14 protein-coding genes are annotated in these 17,462 nt (G+C 26.9%); 9 read left to right on the top strand and 5 right to left on the bottom strand.

Annotated elements, in window-relative coordinates:
• Positions 1 to 12: 12 nt before the first annotated feature.
• Both Q0J69_RS01510 and Q0J69_RS01505 read left to right on the top strand, forming a co-directional pair.
• Entirely contained in the window at positions 13 to 966 is a 954-nt protein-coding gene (locus Q0J69_RS01510; RefSeq protein WP_297203659.1) for a glycoside hydrolase family 3 N-terminal domain-containing protein, read from the top strand.
• On the top strand, positions 930 to 2,030 hold the full coding sequence (locus Q0J69_RS01505) for a glycoside hydrolase family 3 N-terminal domain-containing protein (RefSeq protein WP_297203654.1): 1,101 nt from the start codon (positions 930 to 932) through the stop codon (positions 2,028 to 2,030). The genes Q0J69_RS01510 and Q0J69_RS01505 overlap by 37 nt, the downstream gene beginning before the upstream one ends.
• 14 nt (positions 2,031 to 2,044) lie before the next feature.
• Here the strand turns inward: Q0J69_RS01505 and Q0J69_RS01500 are convergent, their stop codons facing one another.
• From Q0J69_RS01500 to Q0J69_RS01490, 3 genes are all read right to left on the bottom strand, one after another.
• Positions 2,045 to 2,341, bottom strand: coding sequence for a helix-turn-helix domain-containing protein (locus Q0J69_RS01500; protein ID WP_297203652.1), 297 nt, complete (start codon positions 2,339 to 2,341; stop codon positions 2,045 to 2,047).
• Between the two features lie 334 nt (positions 2,342 to 2,675).
• Positions 2,676 to 3,320, bottom strand: a complete 645-nt coding sequence (locus Q0J69_RS01495; protein ID WP_297203650.1) for a cyclodeaminase/cyclohydrolase family protein — start codon at positions 3,318 to 3,320, stop codon at positions 2,676 to 2,678.
• A gap of 109 nt (positions 3,321 to 3,429) precedes the next feature.
• On the bottom strand, positions 3,430 to 4,761 hold the full coding sequence (locus Q0J69_RS01490) for a glucose-6-phosphate isomerase (RefSeq protein ID WP_297203648.1): 1,332 nt from the start codon (positions 4,759 to 4,761) through the stop codon (positions 3,430 to 3,432).
• Positions 4,762 to 4,879: 118 nt separating this feature from the next.
• Between Q0J69_RS01490 and dcd the strand changes: the two genes are divergently transcribed.
• The gene (dcd, locus tag Q0J69_RS01485; RefSeq protein WP_297203646.1) at positions 4,880 to 5,398 is read left to right on the top strand and encodes a dCTP deaminase; all 519 of its coding nucleotides are present in this window, start codon (positions 4,880 to 4,882) and stop codon (positions 5,396 to 5,398) included.
• Between the two features lie 88 nt (positions 5,399 to 5,486).
• Here the strand turns inward: dcd and Q0J69_RS01480 are convergent, their stop codons facing one another.
• Together Q0J69_RS01480 and mutS are read right to left on the bottom strand one after the other, a co-directional pair.
• Entirely contained in the window at positions 5,487 to 5,810 is a 324-nt protein-coding gene (locus tag Q0J69_RS01480) for a cupin domain-containing protein (protein ID WP_297203644.1), read from the bottom strand.
• A 90-nt stretch (positions 5,811 to 5,900) separates the two neighbouring features.
• Positions 5,901 to 8,573, bottom strand: a complete 2,673-nt coding sequence (gene mutS / locus Q0J69_RS01475) for a DNA mismatch repair protein MutS (RefSeq protein ID WP_297203642.1) — start codon at positions 8,571 to 8,573, stop codon at positions 5,901 to 5,903.
• A 426-nt stretch (positions 8,574 to 8,999) separates the two neighbouring features.
• On the opposite strand from mutS, the gene Q0J69_RS01470 reads away from it, so the two are divergent.
• The 6 genes from Q0J69_RS01470 to Q0J69_RS01445 all read left to right on the top strand — a co-directional run bounded on the left by Q0J69_RS01470 (position 9,000) and on the right by Q0J69_RS01445 (position 17,448).
• Positions 9,000 to 10,208, top strand: coding sequence for a class I SAM-dependent RNA methyltransferase (locus Q0J69_RS01470; protein ID WP_297203640.1), 1,209 nt, complete (start codon positions 9,000 to 9,002; stop codon positions 10,206 to 10,208).
• Positions 10,209 to 10,356: 148 nt separating this feature from the next.
• Positions 10,357 to 12,549 carry an alpha-galactosidase gene (locus Q0J69_RS01465; RefSeq protein ID WP_297203638.1) on the top strand — a complete coding sequence of 731 codons (2,193 nt, stop codon included), beginning with the start codon at positions 10,357 to 10,359 and terminating at the stop codon, positions 12,547 to 12,549.
• A gap of 108 nt (positions 12,550 to 12,657) precedes the next feature.
• Positions 12,658 to 13,416, top strand: a complete 759-nt coding sequence (locus Q0J69_RS01460; RefSeq protein WP_297203636.1) for an MBL fold metallo-hydrolase — start codon at positions 12,658 to 12,660, stop codon at positions 13,414 to 13,416.
• 162 nt (positions 13,417 to 13,578) lie between these two features.
• Positions 13,579 to 14,247: a hypothetical protein gene (locus Q0J69_RS01455; RefSeq protein ID WP_297203634.1), complete on the top strand. Its 669-nt coding sequence runs from the start codon at positions 13,579 to 13,581 to the stop codon at positions 14,245 to 14,247.
• Positions 14,248 to 14,289: 42 nt separating this feature from the next.
• Positions 14,290 to 15,648: a magnesium transporter gene (gene mgtE, locus Q0J69_RS01450; protein WP_297203632.1), complete on the top strand. Its 1,359-nt coding sequence runs from the start codon at positions 14,290 to 14,292 to the stop codon at positions 15,646 to 15,648.
• Positions 15,649 to 15,807: 159 nt separating this feature from the next.
• A complete protein-coding gene (locus Q0J69_RS01445; protein ID WP_297203628.1) occupies positions 15,808 to 17,448 on the top strand; it encodes an ankyrin repeat domain-containing protein in 1,641 nt (546 codons plus the stop codon).
• Positions 17,449 to 17,462 lie beyond the last annotated feature (14 nt).

Raw genomic sequence — 17,462 nt, 5'->3', positions numbered from 1 at the left:
TATAATAAAATAATGATTTACATTGTTATAATTTCAATATTATTATTAATTTTATTTTTTATTTTTATTTATCTTTATGATAATTTTAATATTGTCTTAAAAAATAATGAAAGTATTGAAAATAAAAAAGAGATACCATTTATAATATCAGTAAAAAATTATGATGATAATTTGATAGATATAATAAACAAAACCAATATATCAGGTATAATAATAAATATAGATAATTTAGATATCGAAAATCTTGATAAAATAATAAAAAAAATAAAAAGAAATATTAAAAGAAAAATACTTATAGCAATAGATCAGGATTATAAAAACACTTCCAGTATATACTATGATAAGAAGTTTAAGGTATTTTCGAGCTATATAGGAGAGAGAAAAAGTGAAGAATATGCATACAAAATAGCATATGAAAGAGCTTCAAAATTAAAATCTATAGGCATTAATATGATTTTATCTCCAATATGTAATACCTATTGCAATGAAAAATCTCATCTTAAAGAGCATATATTTTCAGATGATAAAATACTTGCTTCTAATTTGATATACAATACAGTAAAAGCATATAAAGATAATGGGCTTATAACAGCAATAAAATATTTTCCAAAATACTATAATGATGAGTTATATATAGATGAGAATATAGAAAATATAGAAAGTATTATTGATAACAGGGAAACTTTTTTAGCTGGTATAAAGGCTAATACTGATATTATAGTAATGTCGCATATAAAGGATAATGATAAATACAGGGATTTTTTATTTAATAATATGAAATTTAATGGTATTATAATGACTGATTATATTAATGATGATAAGAATATTATTAATTATGCAGTTAATGTACTTTCAAGTAATTATTATAAAGATGTAAATAAATTAAAAAGTATTATAGAAACTAATATAAAAGAAATGGATATAAAAGAATGCTCAAAGATATTAAGATTAATAAAAAAATTATAAAATTAGTATTATATTTAATAATAATAGTATTTGTAATATATTCCGTAAGAATAGTCATAAATATAGTAAATGAAAAAATATATGTGAAAAAACTAAAAGAAAAATACCCAGAATTAAATCATTATATAGATGAAGTATCCAAAATGAGCAGAAAGAAAAGAAAAGGTCTTTTACTTATGGTAGGAATAAAAGATAAAATTCTATCTAAAGAAACAATAAAAACACTTAAGGATAATAATATAAATGGAGTAATACTGTTTGATTATAATATAGAAGATGAAATTCAGTTAAAGCAATTAACTTCTGACTTAAGAAAATACGTTGATTCAAACATGCTAATAGCTATAGATCAGGAAGGGGGGAGCGTAAATCGTATAGACTTTGACCCTTTAAAAGATATTTCTCCTAAAGATATAGGGGATAAGGCAAGTAAAGAATATGCTTATGATATAGCATATAAAAAATCTAAATTTTTATTAGATTTAGGAATTAATATGATATTAGGACCATTATGTGATATACCAAATGATACTAATTCTTATCTATATTATAGAAGCTTTTCTACTAATATAGATATAGTATCTGACATGGCTGAATATACAGTAAAGGCCCAAAGAGATGCAGGAATAATAAGTGTATTAAAACATTTTCCAGGGCATGGGGATACAGCAGTAAACTCTCATAATGATTTTCCATATATAAATAAAACTACTAATGATCTTTATTCAAATGAGTTTATTCCTTTTAAAAGGGCAATAGATGCTGGTGCTGAGATGGTTTTAATAGCACATATTAAAAATAAATATATAGACAGCAATAATATAGCAAGTATGTCTAAAATATATGCTGATATATTAGAATATAATTTAGGATTTAAAGGCATTGTTATTACAGATGATTTAGCTATGACAGGAGATATAGACAAAGGTATAAATTTTGGAATTAATTTGATAAGCAATATATATGAAAATGCAGATTATATGTTTGATGATATAGATGCGGATATTCTCTCATGTGCGAGAGTATTGAAAATAATTTCTGAAAATAATCTGTCCCGCACATAAAAATATTGTCCATTTTAGTTAGCCTGTTTCTTTTTTCTATTGCTGTTTGGATTTCTTTTGTAAGTCAGTGTTTCATCTAATCCTGACTTAATATACTCATTTATGATATTTACTACTGTATGATAAGTAACATTATACTGTTTAGCAATATCTGTATGAGTTAACCCTGTGTTTTTTTTATCATCTAATGCTAAAATAATATTAGCTCTGGATATGAGCCTTTTGGATTTACCTTCCTTTTTAATGAATTCTTTGATTTTTTCTCTTTCCTCTTCACTTAAGGATATTATATGTTTAGTAGTTATGCTCATTTGAACCTCCTATAAAAAGAATGGATGTAGCTTAAAATTTAAGACAAGGAGATTTTTTTTAAAAAACATAGTAATCCCATACTTATGACTATAATTTTTATTTTAAAGTAATTTAGATATATTACATCAAAATACAAGAATAAAATTTACACTTATATTACTATATTTTTTATTCTTATATATTTTATAAACCCTTGTTGTTTGCAAAGATTATCATACTATAAATAAAATATCAATATGAAAAAACAAAATTAGAATTTTGTTCATAAACTTTATAATTATATTATAATAATAATAATTTATAGAGCATAATAAAATATTTTTTATTGTTATATCAAATATTAAATAGAGATATTTCTTTTTCTATAGACAAATACCTATTTTCAATTGTTTCAATATATTTAACACTATCAGTTTTTATTTTTTTTAAAATATTATCATCGTTTATCATTGGAATATTAATGTTTATGTTTAGTATAGAGCCTTTAGCAGCAGCAAAAGCTAGTATATATGCAGAAGCAATATCGGTAATTACTCCCTTATTTCCATATTTTAAAACTATATCAAATAATGTAATCAATTCATAGCAGTATTTAAGTGTATTAAAAGGAGGTTCTATAGCTTTTATTGCAGCATTTGACATAGCATTTTTTCTATTTTTTATTTGCTCTTCAGTATCCTTAGGCATTTTCATAGCTTCCATAAATAAATTAAAACTTTCAGCATCTTTATCTACTATTTCCATTAAATTAATTTTAATATTTTTTATTTGCTCTATAGAATTATTAAAATTGTTTTGTTCTTCTTCATTTAATTCTAAAAACTTTTTTTTATTTATAGTGAGATGCCCAACCATTCCAGCTAAAGCAGATGATAAACAGGCGACAACCCCCATTACACTTCCTCCTCCCGGAGCAGATGATGGAGAATCTACCTCATTTATATACTCTTTTACCTTCAAATTTATAAGTTTATCCATAATTTACCTCAAAATATTATATATTATAGATAGTAAGGGTATATTATAATATAAATTAAAAAAGGAGTCAATAATATATATTATCAACTCCATTATCAATTTATTACAATTATTTTTCTAATCTTGCTCTTAGAGCTTTACCCATCTCTTCATAGCCTTTTTTACCAAGCATGGCAAACATATTTTTCTTATACTCTTCTACGCCAGGTTGGTCAAATGGATTAACACCAAGTATATGTCCTGATATTCCGCATGCTTTTTCAAAGAAATATAAAAGTTCTCCGATAGTAAAAGGAGTAATTTTATCAATATCTACTATAATATTTGGTACTCCGCCGTCAACATGTGCTAATACCGTAGCTTCCAATGCTGATTTATTTATTTCATGCAAAGACTTTCCATCTAAATAATTAAGTCCGTCTAAATCTGATGCTTCTTTTTGTATTTTTAAATCAATATCTTCTTTATCTACTCTTATAACAGTTTCAAATAATCCTCTTTTACCGTCCTGTATAAACTGACCTAAAGAGTGCAAATCAGTTGAAAAATCAACAGAAGCAGGGAATATTCCTTTTTTATCTTTTCCTTCGCTTTCTCCATATAATTGTTTCCACCATTCAGATATATAATGCATTCTAGGTATATAATTAACCATTATTTCTGTGCTGTATCCTTTAGTGTAAAGTGCATTTCTAAGCATAGCATATAACATAGAAGGATTTTTCTTATAATCCATTTCTTTAGTTATTTTAGCCATAGCATCAAAACCTTTAACAAACTCTTCTATATTTATACCAGAAACTGCAATAGGTATCAGTCCTACTGGAGTAAGCACAGAATATCTTCCGCCTACATCATCAGGTATAACAAAAGTTCTATATTTATTTTCATCAGATAATGTTTTTAAAGCTCCTTTAGCCTTATCTGTAGTAGCTATTATTCTTTTAGAAGCTCCTTCTTTACCGTATCTTTTTTCAGCATATTCTTTAAGCATTCTAAAAGCTATGGCAGGTTCTGTTGTAGTGCCGCTTTTAGATATTACATTGATATAAAAATCTTTGCCTTCCAAATAATCAAGCAGATGCTTAAAATATTCTCCGTTCATATTATGACCTGCATATACCACCTGAGTATTTCCTTTTTTAGCCTGAGCAAAAGGATTTAAGAATGATTCAATAACAGCTTTACCTCCTAAATAAGATCCGCCTATACCAACTGAAACCAATACCTCAGCATTCTCTCTTATTTCTTTAGCTAAGTTATCGATTTCATTAACCATTTTCAAAGCTTCTGTTGGTAAATTAACCCAGCCTAAAAAGTCATTGCCGGCACCTTTTTTGTTTTCAAGAAGTTCGTTAGCATATTTTGCACTATCAGATAAATATTCTAATTCATGCTCTTTTAAAAATCCTAATACATTTTTATAATTTATAGACAGCATTTAATAACTCCCTCATTTTATTTTAGTTGGTAAATTATACTATAATAATACCGAAAAATAAAGAAAATTTAGTAAATTTATTGTTATAAGAGTTTATAATAAATAGGATTTTATATAGATGATTTTATCAGGACTAGAAATAGAAAAAAATTTAGGTAAAAATATAATAATAGAACCATTTAATAGAAAACAATTAAATTCAAACAGCTATAATGTAAAACTTCACAATAAACTTTTAATATATAAAGATAAAGTATTAGATATGAGAAAACCAAATAGTGTTAAAGAGATAATAATTCCAGAAAGCGGTTATGAGTTAAAGCCTAATGAATTATATTTAGGAAGGACTTTAGAATATACCAATACCAAAAATTATGTTCCTATGATAGAGGGACGTTCTTCTATAGGCAGACTTGGAATATTTATTCATATTACAGCTGGTTTTGGAGATGTAGGTTTTGCTGGATATTGGACTTTAGAAATATTCTGTATAAAACCTATTATAATATATCCAAATGTAGAAATAGCTCAGCTTTATTATCACACTATTGACGGGGAATATGAAGAATATACAAGCAGCAAATATCAAAACAATACCGATGTTCAGCCTAGTATGTTATATAAAGATTTTAAATGATAGATTATTTGTTGTATTGCTCATAATATAGAATATTAATTTATTAACTTAAATATTATTATTTTTTATAAATGGTTTTAGTATAAAATTAAATAAACACTAATAATAAATTGGAATTTTCTTCTTCGGTTCTGCCTATCATTGAATGAACTGAATGAGGTCTTACTCTTATTATATCGCCTTCTTCCAAGTCTACTATTTCTTCTTCTACTATGTACCTTATTTTTCCGCTTAATACTATAACCATTTCTTCAGAAGGATGTTCATGATATGGTATAAGCTGATTAGGTTTCTGAGTAATGGAATAAACTGTATATCCTCTGTCTGCTAATGTTTCTATTAATTTTTCATCATCTTTTATGCAGTCAAATTCTCTTTCAGTAGTTGATTTATAATAGTATTGTTCAGTCATGTTTATACCTCATTGTTATAGTATAATTTCGGATTGTGATGTTATAAAATTGAATTTATATAAAAATCGATTTTATTAATACTATATTGTTTATATCATATTTTTCCATTTACTGATTAGATTTATGGCATCAAGCGGGGTAATATTATTTATATTTAATTCTTTAATTTCTTTTTCTATTTCACTTTCTTTTATTTTTTCTTCTATTATATTATTATCATAAAAAGGAAGTATATCCTTTGATTTCTCAGTATTTAATTCTATATTTTCAACCTGTATGCTAGCATCAGCTTCAAGTTTTTTTAATATTTCGCCAGCTCTTTTTATAACCTTATTAGGAGCTCCTGCTATTTTTGCTGCATATATTCCATAGCTTGACTGTGCAGCTCCTTCTGTAACTTTTTTCATAAATATTATTTCATCTTTATATTCTTCTACTAATACTTTATAGTTCTTAACACCTTCTAAATCTTCAAGCATAGTAAGTTCATGGTAATGCGTAGCAAATAAGGTTTTAGCTTTTTTATTTTCTTCATGAACTAAATATTCAACTATAGCCCAAGCAATAGAAAGTCCGTCATAAGTAGAAGTACCTCTTCCTATTTCGTCCATTATAACAAGGCTTTTATCAGTACAATGATTAAGTATATATGCTGTTTCATTCATCTCTACTAAAAATGTACTTTCACCTCTTGCTATATTATCGCTTGCTCCAACACGGGTAAATATACGGTCAACTATAGATATTTTTGCACTTGCAGCAGGTACAAATGATCCAATCTGAGCTAATAATACTATCAAAGCAGTTTGCCTCAAATATGTGCTTTTACCACTCATATTAGGTCCTGTAATTATAAGGAGATGTTCTTTTTTGCTGTCTAAATATGTGTCGTTTGGAATGAATCTTTCTGTTTTTAGATTAACTTCTACAACTGGGTGTCTTCCTTCCTTTATATCTATTATTCCATCATCTGTTATTATAGGCTTAACATAATTATCCTCTTTAGCAAGGCATGCAAGAGAAGAATAAACATCTATTACAGATATTATCTTAGCAATTTTTAATATTGAGTTTAAATACTCATTAGTTTTATTTCTTACATCAATAAATATATCATACTCTAAAGCATAGCTTTTTTCATTGGCTTCATTAATAATAGTTTCATACTCCATTAATTTGCTTGTGGTGTATCTTTCGCTTCCTATTAATGTTTGCCTTTTTATAAAATCGCTTGGTACTGATGAGGCATTTGCTTTGGTTACTTCTATATAATATCCTATGACATTATTGTAGCGTATTTTTAAATTATTAATTCCAGTATCTAATTTATAATTATGTTCAAGTTCTGATATCCAAGAACGTCCCTCTCTTCTAGCTTCATTATATTTTTTCAATGTTTCATCATAATCATCTTTTATAATATCGCCTTCATTTATAACTATTTTAGGTTCTTCTAATATAGCACGCTCTATCAAATCAGTAATTATTTTTATATCGTTCACCTCTTCAAAGTTAACATCTTCAAAATTATTCATAGCAAGTTCCGTTATAACCTCAAGAGAAGTTACTAAAAATCTTTTTAATGATACAAGCTCTTTAGGATTAATCCTTCCTAATGCCAATTTTGAAGCAAGTCTTTCTATATCCCCAATGTCCTGAAGCAAATCTCTTATTTTATACATAAACTTTTGATTTTTATAAAAGAACTCTACATTATCAAGTCTTTTATTTATATCATCAATATTTATTAATGGCTCTACTATTATTCTTTTTAAATATCTCGCTCCCATAGAAGTTTTTGTTCTGTCTATAGTGTCAAATAATGTCATTTTATTATTATCATTTCTTATTGTTTCTAATATTTCCAAACTTGCTATTGTAGCATAGTCTAAAGTCATTGAATCTCTTCTGTTATATAGCTTAATATTAGATATATGTTCAAGTGAGGTTTTTGAAAGCTCTTGAATATAAAATATAGTTGAACCTAAAAGCGATATTAAAAGAGGCTTATCTTCTATGCCGAAACTTTTTAATGATACTGTTTTAAAATGATTAGTTAAAGTTTTGTAGGCATAAGAGTATTCTGCGGTATAATTTGATGTTGTACTATAAAATATATTTGAAAACTTATTTTTTATCTCTTTTATGATAATGCTTTCGGAAACTGATTCTATAGTCATAATCTCTTTTGGTGAAAATCTTATAATCTCTTCTGTAAGTTCATTAATAATTTCTTTTATAGCTTCATTTTGATTTTCTAAGTTAGAATTAATTTCTGAAGCATAAAGCTCTCCTGTAGAAATATCGCATATAGATATAGCAGCATTTTTCTCACTTTTTGAAACTATTATAGAAGCCAGATAATTATTGCTTTTTGATTCTAAATATTTATTTTCTGAAATAGTACCAGGTGTTATAACCTGAGTAACTTCTCTTTTTACAATTCCTTTAGCTGTTTTTGGGTCTTCCATTTGATCGCATATAGCAATTTTCATTCCAGATTTTACTAGTTTTGATAAATAATTGTCTATTGCATGATAAGGAACTCCAGCCATAGGAACATTGGCTCTTTTTGTGAGAGTAAGCCCTAATATATCGGATACTACTTTGGCATCATCAAAAAATACCTCATAAAAATCACCCATTCTAAAAAGAAGTATGCTGTCATTGTATTTATCTTTAATTTCTTTATACTGCCTCATCATAGGCGTGAGTTTTTGACTTTCTTCTTTATTATCGCTTCCAAAAAATGTTTCCTGCATTATATTTATCCGTTTATAATTTTTTGATTAGTATAATATATTTTTATTCTTTAATCAAATTTGAATTTTGCCATCTTTATGTAATTATATTATTTGACAAAGAATAAATATTTCATTATAATAAGTTTATGGAATTGAAATCAGATAATAAAAATTTTAATGTGCTTAATGATTATTTTGTATGCTATCTTTTTACTGATAAAGTTAATTTTTAGATTTTACCAATTCAATAATAATTAATGCTAATATGAATACTTTTTGCTTTAATATTGAATAAGAAGTTATTAAATATAAATTTTTAATGAACTAATAAATAAGATAGTTATAAGTTATTTTATTATAAACGACAATATAATATATAAAAAAGTTATGATTGGATACTCATTAAATTAAAAAATCATTTTTTAGTACGGATAAAATTATTTTATGGAAGTAAAAATTATAGATACAGCTTATGGCGGATATGGTATTGCTAAAGATAAAAATGGAAAGATTATATTTGTACCTCATAGTGTAGAGGGCGATTTATTAGATATATATTTTACAAAAGAAAGTAAAAAGTTCTCTTATGGTATTATAAAAAAAATAATAGAACCTTCTGAATATAGAATAAAACCCAAATGTAAATATGCAGGTATTTGCGGGGGGTGCGTATTTTGTCATATTGATTATAACAAACAGCTTGATATAAAAAAGAAAATTGTCTTAAATGCTATAAGAAATCTTGATTATATAAAAGATATAAAAATCATTTATAATAAAAATATTAATTATAATGAAGGCTATAGATTAAGAGTTAATATGATAGCTTTTAATGGTAATGTAGGTTTTTATAGATTTAAAAGCAATGATTTTGTAGATATTGACGAATGCATTATTTTAAAAAAAAGTTTATTTAAAAGGATTAAAGATTTTTCCAAAGAAAATAATATAACAGGCAGTATATATTCTATAGAAAATAATAATAATGAAGCATTTGCTTTTATCGAATTAAACAAAAAAAATAATATAAAATCTTTTGAAAAATATTTTAAAGGAATAACTATCAAGCATAATAAAAATATTAAAAATTATGGTATTGAAGGTATGCTATATAATACCAAATATGGAGGTATTCCTATAGGGCATAAAACATTTTTTCAGAGTAATTTATATTTACTTGATGTTTTTCAAGATGAGGCTGTAAAATATATAGGAGATAATGATAATACACTTATAGAACTTTACTCTGGAAGCGGTTTTTTTACTATTTCCATAGAAAATAAATTAAAAAGTTTTAATAAATATTATAATTTTATTTCATCAGAAATAAGTAAAGATTCTGTATATATAGCTAATAAATATGGTTTAAATATAAAAAATGAAGATGCTTTAATAACATTGAAAAATATTAATTATAATGCTGATGTTTTGATATTAGATCCTCCAAGAGATGGTATTAATAAGGAAGTTATAAAGGAGATAATAAGAGTTAAGCCTAAAAAAATTATATATATTTCATGCGATCCTATGACTTTTTCACGAGATATTAATTTGATGAAAGATTATTATAATATGCTGGATTTAAGTATTATAGATATGTTTGCTGATACTTATCATATAGAGCTTATTTCTTATTTAGAAAAAAGAAGCTGAATTATTTTTTAAGTTGACAAAATATAATTATTGTTTTATTATATTTTGTAATCGGTTACTTTTATTTTATTAAAAATAACATTATTTAAATTTATATTGAATTTATTATAATTATTTATATTATTTTAATTTTAGGAGATATTAAAAAATGATAAGCATTATTGAAAATAGCAAAGGAAGGAAATTATTTTTTCTTAATACTATTTGTACATCTTTAGTTTTAATGGTGCATGAAGATAATTATATATTTTTACCATATTGGGGAGCAAAAATAGAAGCATGCGATATAGATTATGTAATAGACGGTATTACAGAAGCTAATTATATGGCTGATACTGATAATAAGAAAAAGTTTCAATTAGAAGTTATACCTCAATTATATCCTTCTTACGGATACACAGATTTAAAAGAACCTGCTTTTCATTTTATTCATAAAGATGGTTCAAGAATTACAGATTTGCGTTATAAATCTCATAATATATACAAAACAAAGAAAAAATTAGATGGTCTTCCTACTGTATTATCAAATGATGACAGCGAAGTTTTGGAATTAACTTTATTTGATGAATTAAAAAAAGTGGAAGTTATAATTACATTAGCAGTATTTGAAAAACATAATGCTTTAACAAAATCTGTAAAAGTTATAAATAAAAATCCTTCAGACACTTTGTATATAGAAAAGATAATGTCTGTTAATATTGATATTCAAGATAGTAATTTTGAGTTTCTTCATTTGGCAGGAGCTTGGGCAAGAGAATGTCATATAAAAAGAAGACAACTAGAACAGGGAATGCAGTCTATAGGCAGTATAAGGGGAGCTTCTGGACATGGACAAAATCCATTTGCCGCTTTAATATCTCCGAATACTGATGAAAATAATGGAGAAGTTTTTGCTATGAATTTTATTTACAGCGGAAACTTTATAATAAGTGCCGAAGTAGATATGCATTTAAATACCAGATTTCAAATGGGAATAAACGATTTCGACTTCGGCTGGACATTAATGCCTAATGAAGAGTTCCAAACTCCTGAAGCAGTTTTGATATATACAAATAAGGGTTTAGGAGATATGTCAAGAACTTTCCATAAGCTATATCAGGATTGTTTGATGTCAGATAGATATGCTTATAAAGAACGCCCTATTTTAATTAACAGCTGGGAATCTAATTATTTTGATTTTAATAAGGAAAGTTTATTGAAATTAGTAGAAGAGGGAAAAAATATAGGAGCAGAATTATTCGTATTAGATGACGGCTGGTTTGGAAAAAGAGATGATGATAAAAGTTCTCTCGGAGATTGGACGCCTAATGAAAAAAAATTGGGAGGGAGTTTATCTAGTTTGATAGATGATATAAATAAAAAAGGAATAAGTTTTGGTTTATGGGTTGAACCTGAAATGGTATCTCCAGACAGTGATTTATTTAGAAAGCATCCTGAATGGGCTATTCAAGTAAAGGATAGAAAAATAGAAACTTCAAGATATCAGTATGTTTTGGATTTAAGCAATCCAGAAGTATGTGATTATATAATTAATTTTATGACCGAACTGCTTTCTAAGAATAATATCACATATATTAAATGGGATATGAATAGAAATATTACTAATATGGGTTCATCTTATTTAAAACCAGAAAGACAAAAGGAACAAGCTCATAGATATATGTTAGGGCTTTACAGAGTATTAGATAATATAGTTAATGCTTTTCCTAATGTTCTTTTTGAAAGCTGTGCAGGAGGCGGAGGAAGATGCGACGCTGGTATGCTTTATTATATGCCTCAGGTTTGGACTAGTGATGATACTGATGCTGTAGAAAGGCTTGCTATACAGTATGGTGCTTCTTTGGTATATCCTTCTATATATTTGGCTTGCCATGTATCCGATATACCTAATCATCAAACTAGAAGAAAAGAGAGAATAGAAACAAGGGCTAATGTTGCTATGTGGGGAAATTTGGGACTTGAACTTAATTTAAATAAAATAAGCGAAGAAGATAGAAAAGTTATAGCTCAAAAATTAGAAGTATATAAAAGCATAAGAAGTACTGTTCAATTTGGAAGTATTTACCGTTTAAAAGGATTAGATTCTGGAAATGAATATGCTTGGCTTCATAAAAGCATTGATAAGAAAACTATAGTTGTAAATTATGTTCAAATATGTGTAGTACCTAATTTAGTAACTAAGCGTTTGCGTTTGAAAGGATTAGATTCAAAATCAAAATATAAAGTAAATGATTCAGATAGAGTTTATACTGGAGATGAATTAATGAATGTAGGACTTTTGCTTGGTGAAATCTTAGAAGATGCCTTTGCTATTCAATGGATTATAATGAAAATCGATTAATAATATACCTATTTTGAATGCACCTTTATTTATTAAAATACTATATTGATATTAAGAATAAAAACTATATAATATTAATTATAAATAATAAATGGAGGTGCAGATTATATGAAAATAACTTTTTTAGGAACAGGCACTTCTGACGGTGTGCCTATGATAGGATGCAAATGTAAAGTTTGTACTAGTAAAGATAAAAGAGATAAAAGAACACGCTCATCTATTTTGATTCAGCATAATAATAAAAATTATATAGTAGATACTTCAGCTGATTTCAGGCAGCAGATGTTAAGAGAAAAAATTGACAGTCTTGAGGCAGTATTTTATACTCATGCTCATGCTGATCATACTTCAGGTATAGTGGATTTAAGATCATTGAATTTTATTATGCATACTTCAATAGACTGTTATGGCAACAAGGATACTATGGATAATTTGAGGGATAAATATGATTATTTTTTTAATCCTGTTCAAATTGGAGGAGGACTTCCTCAGGTTGTATTTCATCATATAGAAAAAGAGATGATGATTGATGATATAAAAATTACTCCTATTGCTATAAAGCATGGTATTTTAAACATATTAGGCTATAGATTTAATAATTTTACTTATATAACAGATGCAAGCTATATAAGCGATGAAAGTCTAAAATTAATTGAGGGTACAGAAGTTTTAGTTTTGAATGGTTTAAGATACAGACCTCATCATACTCATTTATCACTTCAAGAATCTGTAAATATAGCTGATAGGCTTGGAGTAAAAAAAGCGTATTTTACACACATGACGCATGATGTTTTGCATAGACATTTAGAGAAAGAGCTGCCTTCTAATATGTATCCTGCTTATGACGGACTCAGTATAGAAGTTTGATTTTTTTTATAGTATATATAAAAACATAATTTAAAATTATCTTTATTATTTATTTACCCCGCCCACCCGCCCCATTTTATATATTCTGCATTAAATAAATAATTGACATTATATTATTTTTTTATATTATAATACTAAAGATATAATTTAAGAGAGTATGATATGAAAAAAATTATAACATCATTATTTTTAGCATTTATGTTTAGTTCAGCCTTATTTGCACAGCATGGGGGAGGTGTTGCTTTATTTGTACCATTAACAGGAAGTTTTGCATTTTCTGATGTTAGAGGTTTGGACGGAAGTAAATTAAATATACTTAAAAGCGGAAGTGCCTTTGATTTTGGAGTATTGCTTCAGCCAGGATATTTTTATGATTTCGGAGGACTTTTAGGCTTTGATGCTTTAGCGGATATAGGATATTATAGAAGTTCTTACAATTATAGAAATTCTAATGACGGAAGTTTAGTTTCATACACTTTTGATACAGTAAATGTAGGAGCTATGTTCAGAGTTACTGTATTGGTTTTATCATTGGGTATTGGTTCAGGAGTAAAAATACCTTTGGCAGCAAATATTAAAGATGGGGATTATAGTGCTAAATTAAATAGTGATGATATAAAAAATTCTTTTACAACGGCAGTTATACCATATCTTAAGTTTACAATAGATTTTAAATATAATTTAAACAGCTTTTCTGCTATAGCAGCTGGATTATATTTTAATTATGATTTTGCTATGAATTATAAAAATCCTAATTACTCAAGATATAATATACATTCATTCGATTTTGGAATACAATTAGGTACATATTTGGTTGGTACTAAGAATTAATTATAATTTATTTTTTGTATTACTTATGAGGTATGATGCAGAATGCTTAAAGAACTTTTACAGCCAGAGATTGAGGATTTAATAGAAGAGAAGGAATGGGACGCCTTAAGTGATATACTTCCATTATGGCAGGAGGTTGAAACTGCTAATTTAATAACATCTTTAAAGAATGAAGATAAGAGCAAACTTTTTAATATTCTTCCAAGAGATTATCGTTTAGGTGTTTTCCCAGAGCTTGTTCCAATAGATCAGCAAAGAATCATAGAAAATACGGATAATGCTGATATTAAAGATTTGCTTGAAAATATTAATCCTGATGACAGAACATATTTTTTAGAGTCAATACCTCAGGAGATGTCTGAAAATATATTAAAATTATTAGGCAGCGAAGAGAGAGAGATGGCTTCATGGCTGCTTGCATATCCAGAAGGAAGTATCGGTCGTTTGATGACGCCAAAATATATAACAATAAAACCTGATTGGACTGTCGGAGAGGCATTTGAATATGTAAGAAGCAATATAGAAGATTCTGAAACTTATACTACTATTTATGTAATAGATTCAAGAAGAACATTAATGGGTTCTATTACTTTAAGAAAATTATTTTTTACTGATAAAGATGTACTTATATCAGAGATAATCAATAATTGTCCTTATATATCCGTTTATGATGAACAGGAAAATGCTATTGATATAATAAAAAAATATAATCTTCATTCTCTTGCTGTTGTTGATGACAGGCATTATATGATAGGAATAGTTACAATAGATGATATAATGGATATTGCCGAAGAAGAGTATACTGATGATTTTCATAAAATGGCTGGTATTACTTCAAGCGAGGATCAATTTGATGATAATTTAAAAATTACTCCAATATTAACATTGTATAAGCAGAGAATATTATGGCTTTTAATATTAGTATTTATAAATATATTTTCAGGAGGCGTAATAGGAATATTTCAAAATACTTTGCAGAAACATATAGTTTTGGTTGTATTTCTTCCCCTTCTTATAGGCAGCGGAGGCAATGCTGGAAGTCAGTCTGCTACGCTTGTTATACGTTCGCTTGCTATTGGAGATGTTGTACTTAAAGATTGGTTTTATATGCTTTCAAAAGAAATGATAGTGGCTTCTATATTGGGTTTAAGTATGGCAGTAGGAGCATATATACTAGGAATAATACGCGGAGGATTGGAAATAGCTTCTATTGTAGGCGTATCAATGTTTAGCATAGTTTTTATAGGCAGCGTGATAGGTCTTTCTCTTCCATTTATATTAACAAAATTTAATATTGATCCTGCAATAAGCGGAGCACCTATGCTTACTTCTATATGTGATATAATTGGAACTGCTATATACTGCTCTATAGCTACTATTGCATTTATGATAATGCAGTAATATTTTTTTTACTATTTTTAAAAAATTTTTAAAAAAATATTGTTAAATTAACATAATTAATTTATAATGACAGCCACATAAAAAACTCAAAAATAATAAAAATATATTTGACTATTTAATCTTTTATATTAAATTTGTAATAAATGAGGTTTATTAGTTATGAGAGAGATTGAGATTGAATTGCATGAGGCATCAGCTAATAATAATATTTTAGCTGTTGAAATTTTATTAAAGAATAAGGATATAGATATAAATTTAAGCAATATATTAGGTTTAACTCCTTTAACACATGCTTCAAAATCAGGATATAAAGAAATAGTTGAATTATTACTTAAAGCTGGGGCAGATCCGAATAAACCAGATCAACTATATATAACACCATTAATGAATGCTTGTGCCAATGGTCATACTGATATAGTAAATATATTAATAAAAAATGGAGCTTCTGTAAATTTAAGCAACTGCAATAGCGAAACTCCTTTGCATTATGCATGTTCTGAGAATTATCTTGATATAATAAAGATACTTGTTGAAAATGGTGCTGATGTTAATGCTAAAACAGATATTAATGTTACACCTTTGATGTATTCATGTCAGAAATCGAATTTTGAAGCAGTTGAATTCTTAATAGATCATAATGCCAATATCGATGATGTTGATATATATGAAGAAACTGTTTTATCCTATGCCATATCCAGCGGCAATATTGATATAGTTGAATATATACTTAATAGGGGTAATATAGAGATACCCAAATATTCTTTAACTGTAGCAGCTATAAGCGGAAATTTGGCATTGGTTCATTATATACATTCAAAATTAGGGACAAATAAACAGCATAATGTATTTTCAAGTGCATTTATATCAGCAGCTTATAACGGACACTTGGATGTTGTAAGGTATTTCTTTGATAACTCTAAAAAGAAAGCACCTAAAGCTATGGCAATTGCCGCTTCTGCAGGACATAAAGATATAGTAAACTATTTGCTTATGAATGGCGTATCTCCTAATGGAGTATCTGATAACGGTAAATCTGCTTTGATTTCAGCTATAGAGAATGAAAGTAAGGAAATTATAGATTTGCTTATAAAGTATAATGTTAATATTAATCAAGCTGATGATGATGATGTAACTCCCCTTATGTATGCTTCATACATTGGTAATATAGAGATAGTAAAAACTTTACTTGATAATAATGCATATATAAATGCTATAGACAGTATAGATAGAAATGCTATTGTACATGCATTAATATCTGGAAATATAGATATAGTTGAGCTTCTTTTATTAAATGGAATGTCATTAAATAAAAGCGGCGAGAGTATTACTCCTTTAATGTGGTCTGTTATATATGATAATCTTAAATCTGTAAAATATTTAGTTGAAAAAGGCGTCAATATAGAAGAAAATGATGTGAATGGATGGAATGCCTTTATGTTTGCTTGTGCTAAAGGGTATATGAATATAGTTAAATATATTTTAGATTTGTATCCAGATATTATCGATAAAAAGAGTAAATTTAAAGAAACTGCTTTGATGATAGCTGCTGATAATGGAAGATTGGATGTTGTTGATTACTTATTAGAGAATAATGCCTCAATTAAAGATCAAAATGCTAATGGATGTACAGCATTATATATTGCTTCTTCAAATGGATATTTTGAGATATGTGAGAAGTTAATTAAATACTATGAAATAGATGATTTTAGTGAAAATATATTAGAAAAAGAGTATTATATTGCTAAAGAGAAAGGCTATAGTAAAATAGTTAATTTATTTCAAAGTAAATTAAAATCTTGATTTTTTACATCTTT

The organism is uncultured Brachyspira sp., from assembly GCF_944388875.1.
In the GTDB taxonomy this organism is placed as follows: domain Bacteria; phylum Spirochaetota; class Brachyspiria; order Brachyspirales; family Brachyspiraceae; genus Brachyspira.
Note: the sequence above shows the minus strand (reverse complement) of the source record. Positions and strands in the feature narration are given on the sequence as shown.

Excerpts from the sequence above, each read along its gene's own strand:
- Q0J69_RS01510 (WP_297203659.1), top strand. The coding sequence starts at position 13 with ATGATTTACATTGTTATAATTTCAATATTATTATTAATTTTATTTTTT.
- Q0J69_RS01505 (WP_297203654.1), top strand. The coding sequence starts at position 930 with ATGCTCAAAGATATTAAGATTAATAAAAAAATTATAAAATTAGTATTA.
- Q0J69_RS01500 (WP_297203652.1), bottom strand. The coding sequence starts at position 2,341 with ATGAGCATAACTACTAAACATATAATATCCTTAAGTGAAGAGGAAAGA.
- Q0J69_RS01495 (WP_297203650.1), bottom strand. The coding sequence starts at position 3,320 with ATGGATAAACTTATAAATTTGAAGGTAAAAGAGTATATAAATGAGGTA.
- Q0J69_RS01490 (WP_297203648.1), bottom strand. The coding sequence starts at position 4,761 with ATGCTGTCTATAAATTATAAAAATGTATTAGGATTTTTAAAAGAGCAT.
- dcd (WP_297203646.1), top strand. The coding sequence starts at position 4,880 with ATGATTTTATCAGGACTAGAAATAGAAAAAAATTTAGGTAAAAATATA.
- Q0J69_RS01480 (WP_297203644.1), bottom strand. The coding sequence starts at position 5,810 with ATGACTGAACAATACTATTATAAATCAACTACTGAAAGAGAATTTGAC.
- mutS (WP_297203642.1), bottom strand. The coding sequence starts at position 8,573 with ATGCAGGAAACATTTTTTGGAAGCGATAATAAAGAAGAAAGTCAAAAA.
- Q0J69_RS01470 (WP_297203640.1), top strand. The coding sequence starts at position 9,000 with ATGGAAGTAAAAATTATAGATACAGCTTATGGCGGATATGGTATTGCT.
- Q0J69_RS01465 (WP_297203638.1), top strand. The coding sequence starts at position 10,357 with ATGATAAGCATTATTGAAAATAGCAAAGGAAGGAAATTATTTTTTCTT.
- Q0J69_RS01460 (WP_297203636.1), top strand. The coding sequence starts at position 12,658 with ATGAAAATAACTTTTTTAGGAACAGGCACTTCTGACGGTGTGCCTATG.
- Q0J69_RS01455 (WP_297203634.1), top strand. The coding sequence starts at position 13,579 with ATGAAAAAAATTATAACATCATTATTTTTAGCATTTATGTTTAGTTCA.
- mgtE (WP_297203632.1), top strand. The coding sequence starts at position 14,290 with ATGCTTAAAGAACTTTTACAGCCAGAGATTGAGGATTTAATAGAAGAG.
- Q0J69_RS01445 (WP_297203628.1), top strand. The coding sequence starts at position 15,808 with ATGAGAGAGATTGAGATTGAATTGCATGAGGCATCAGCTAATAATAAT.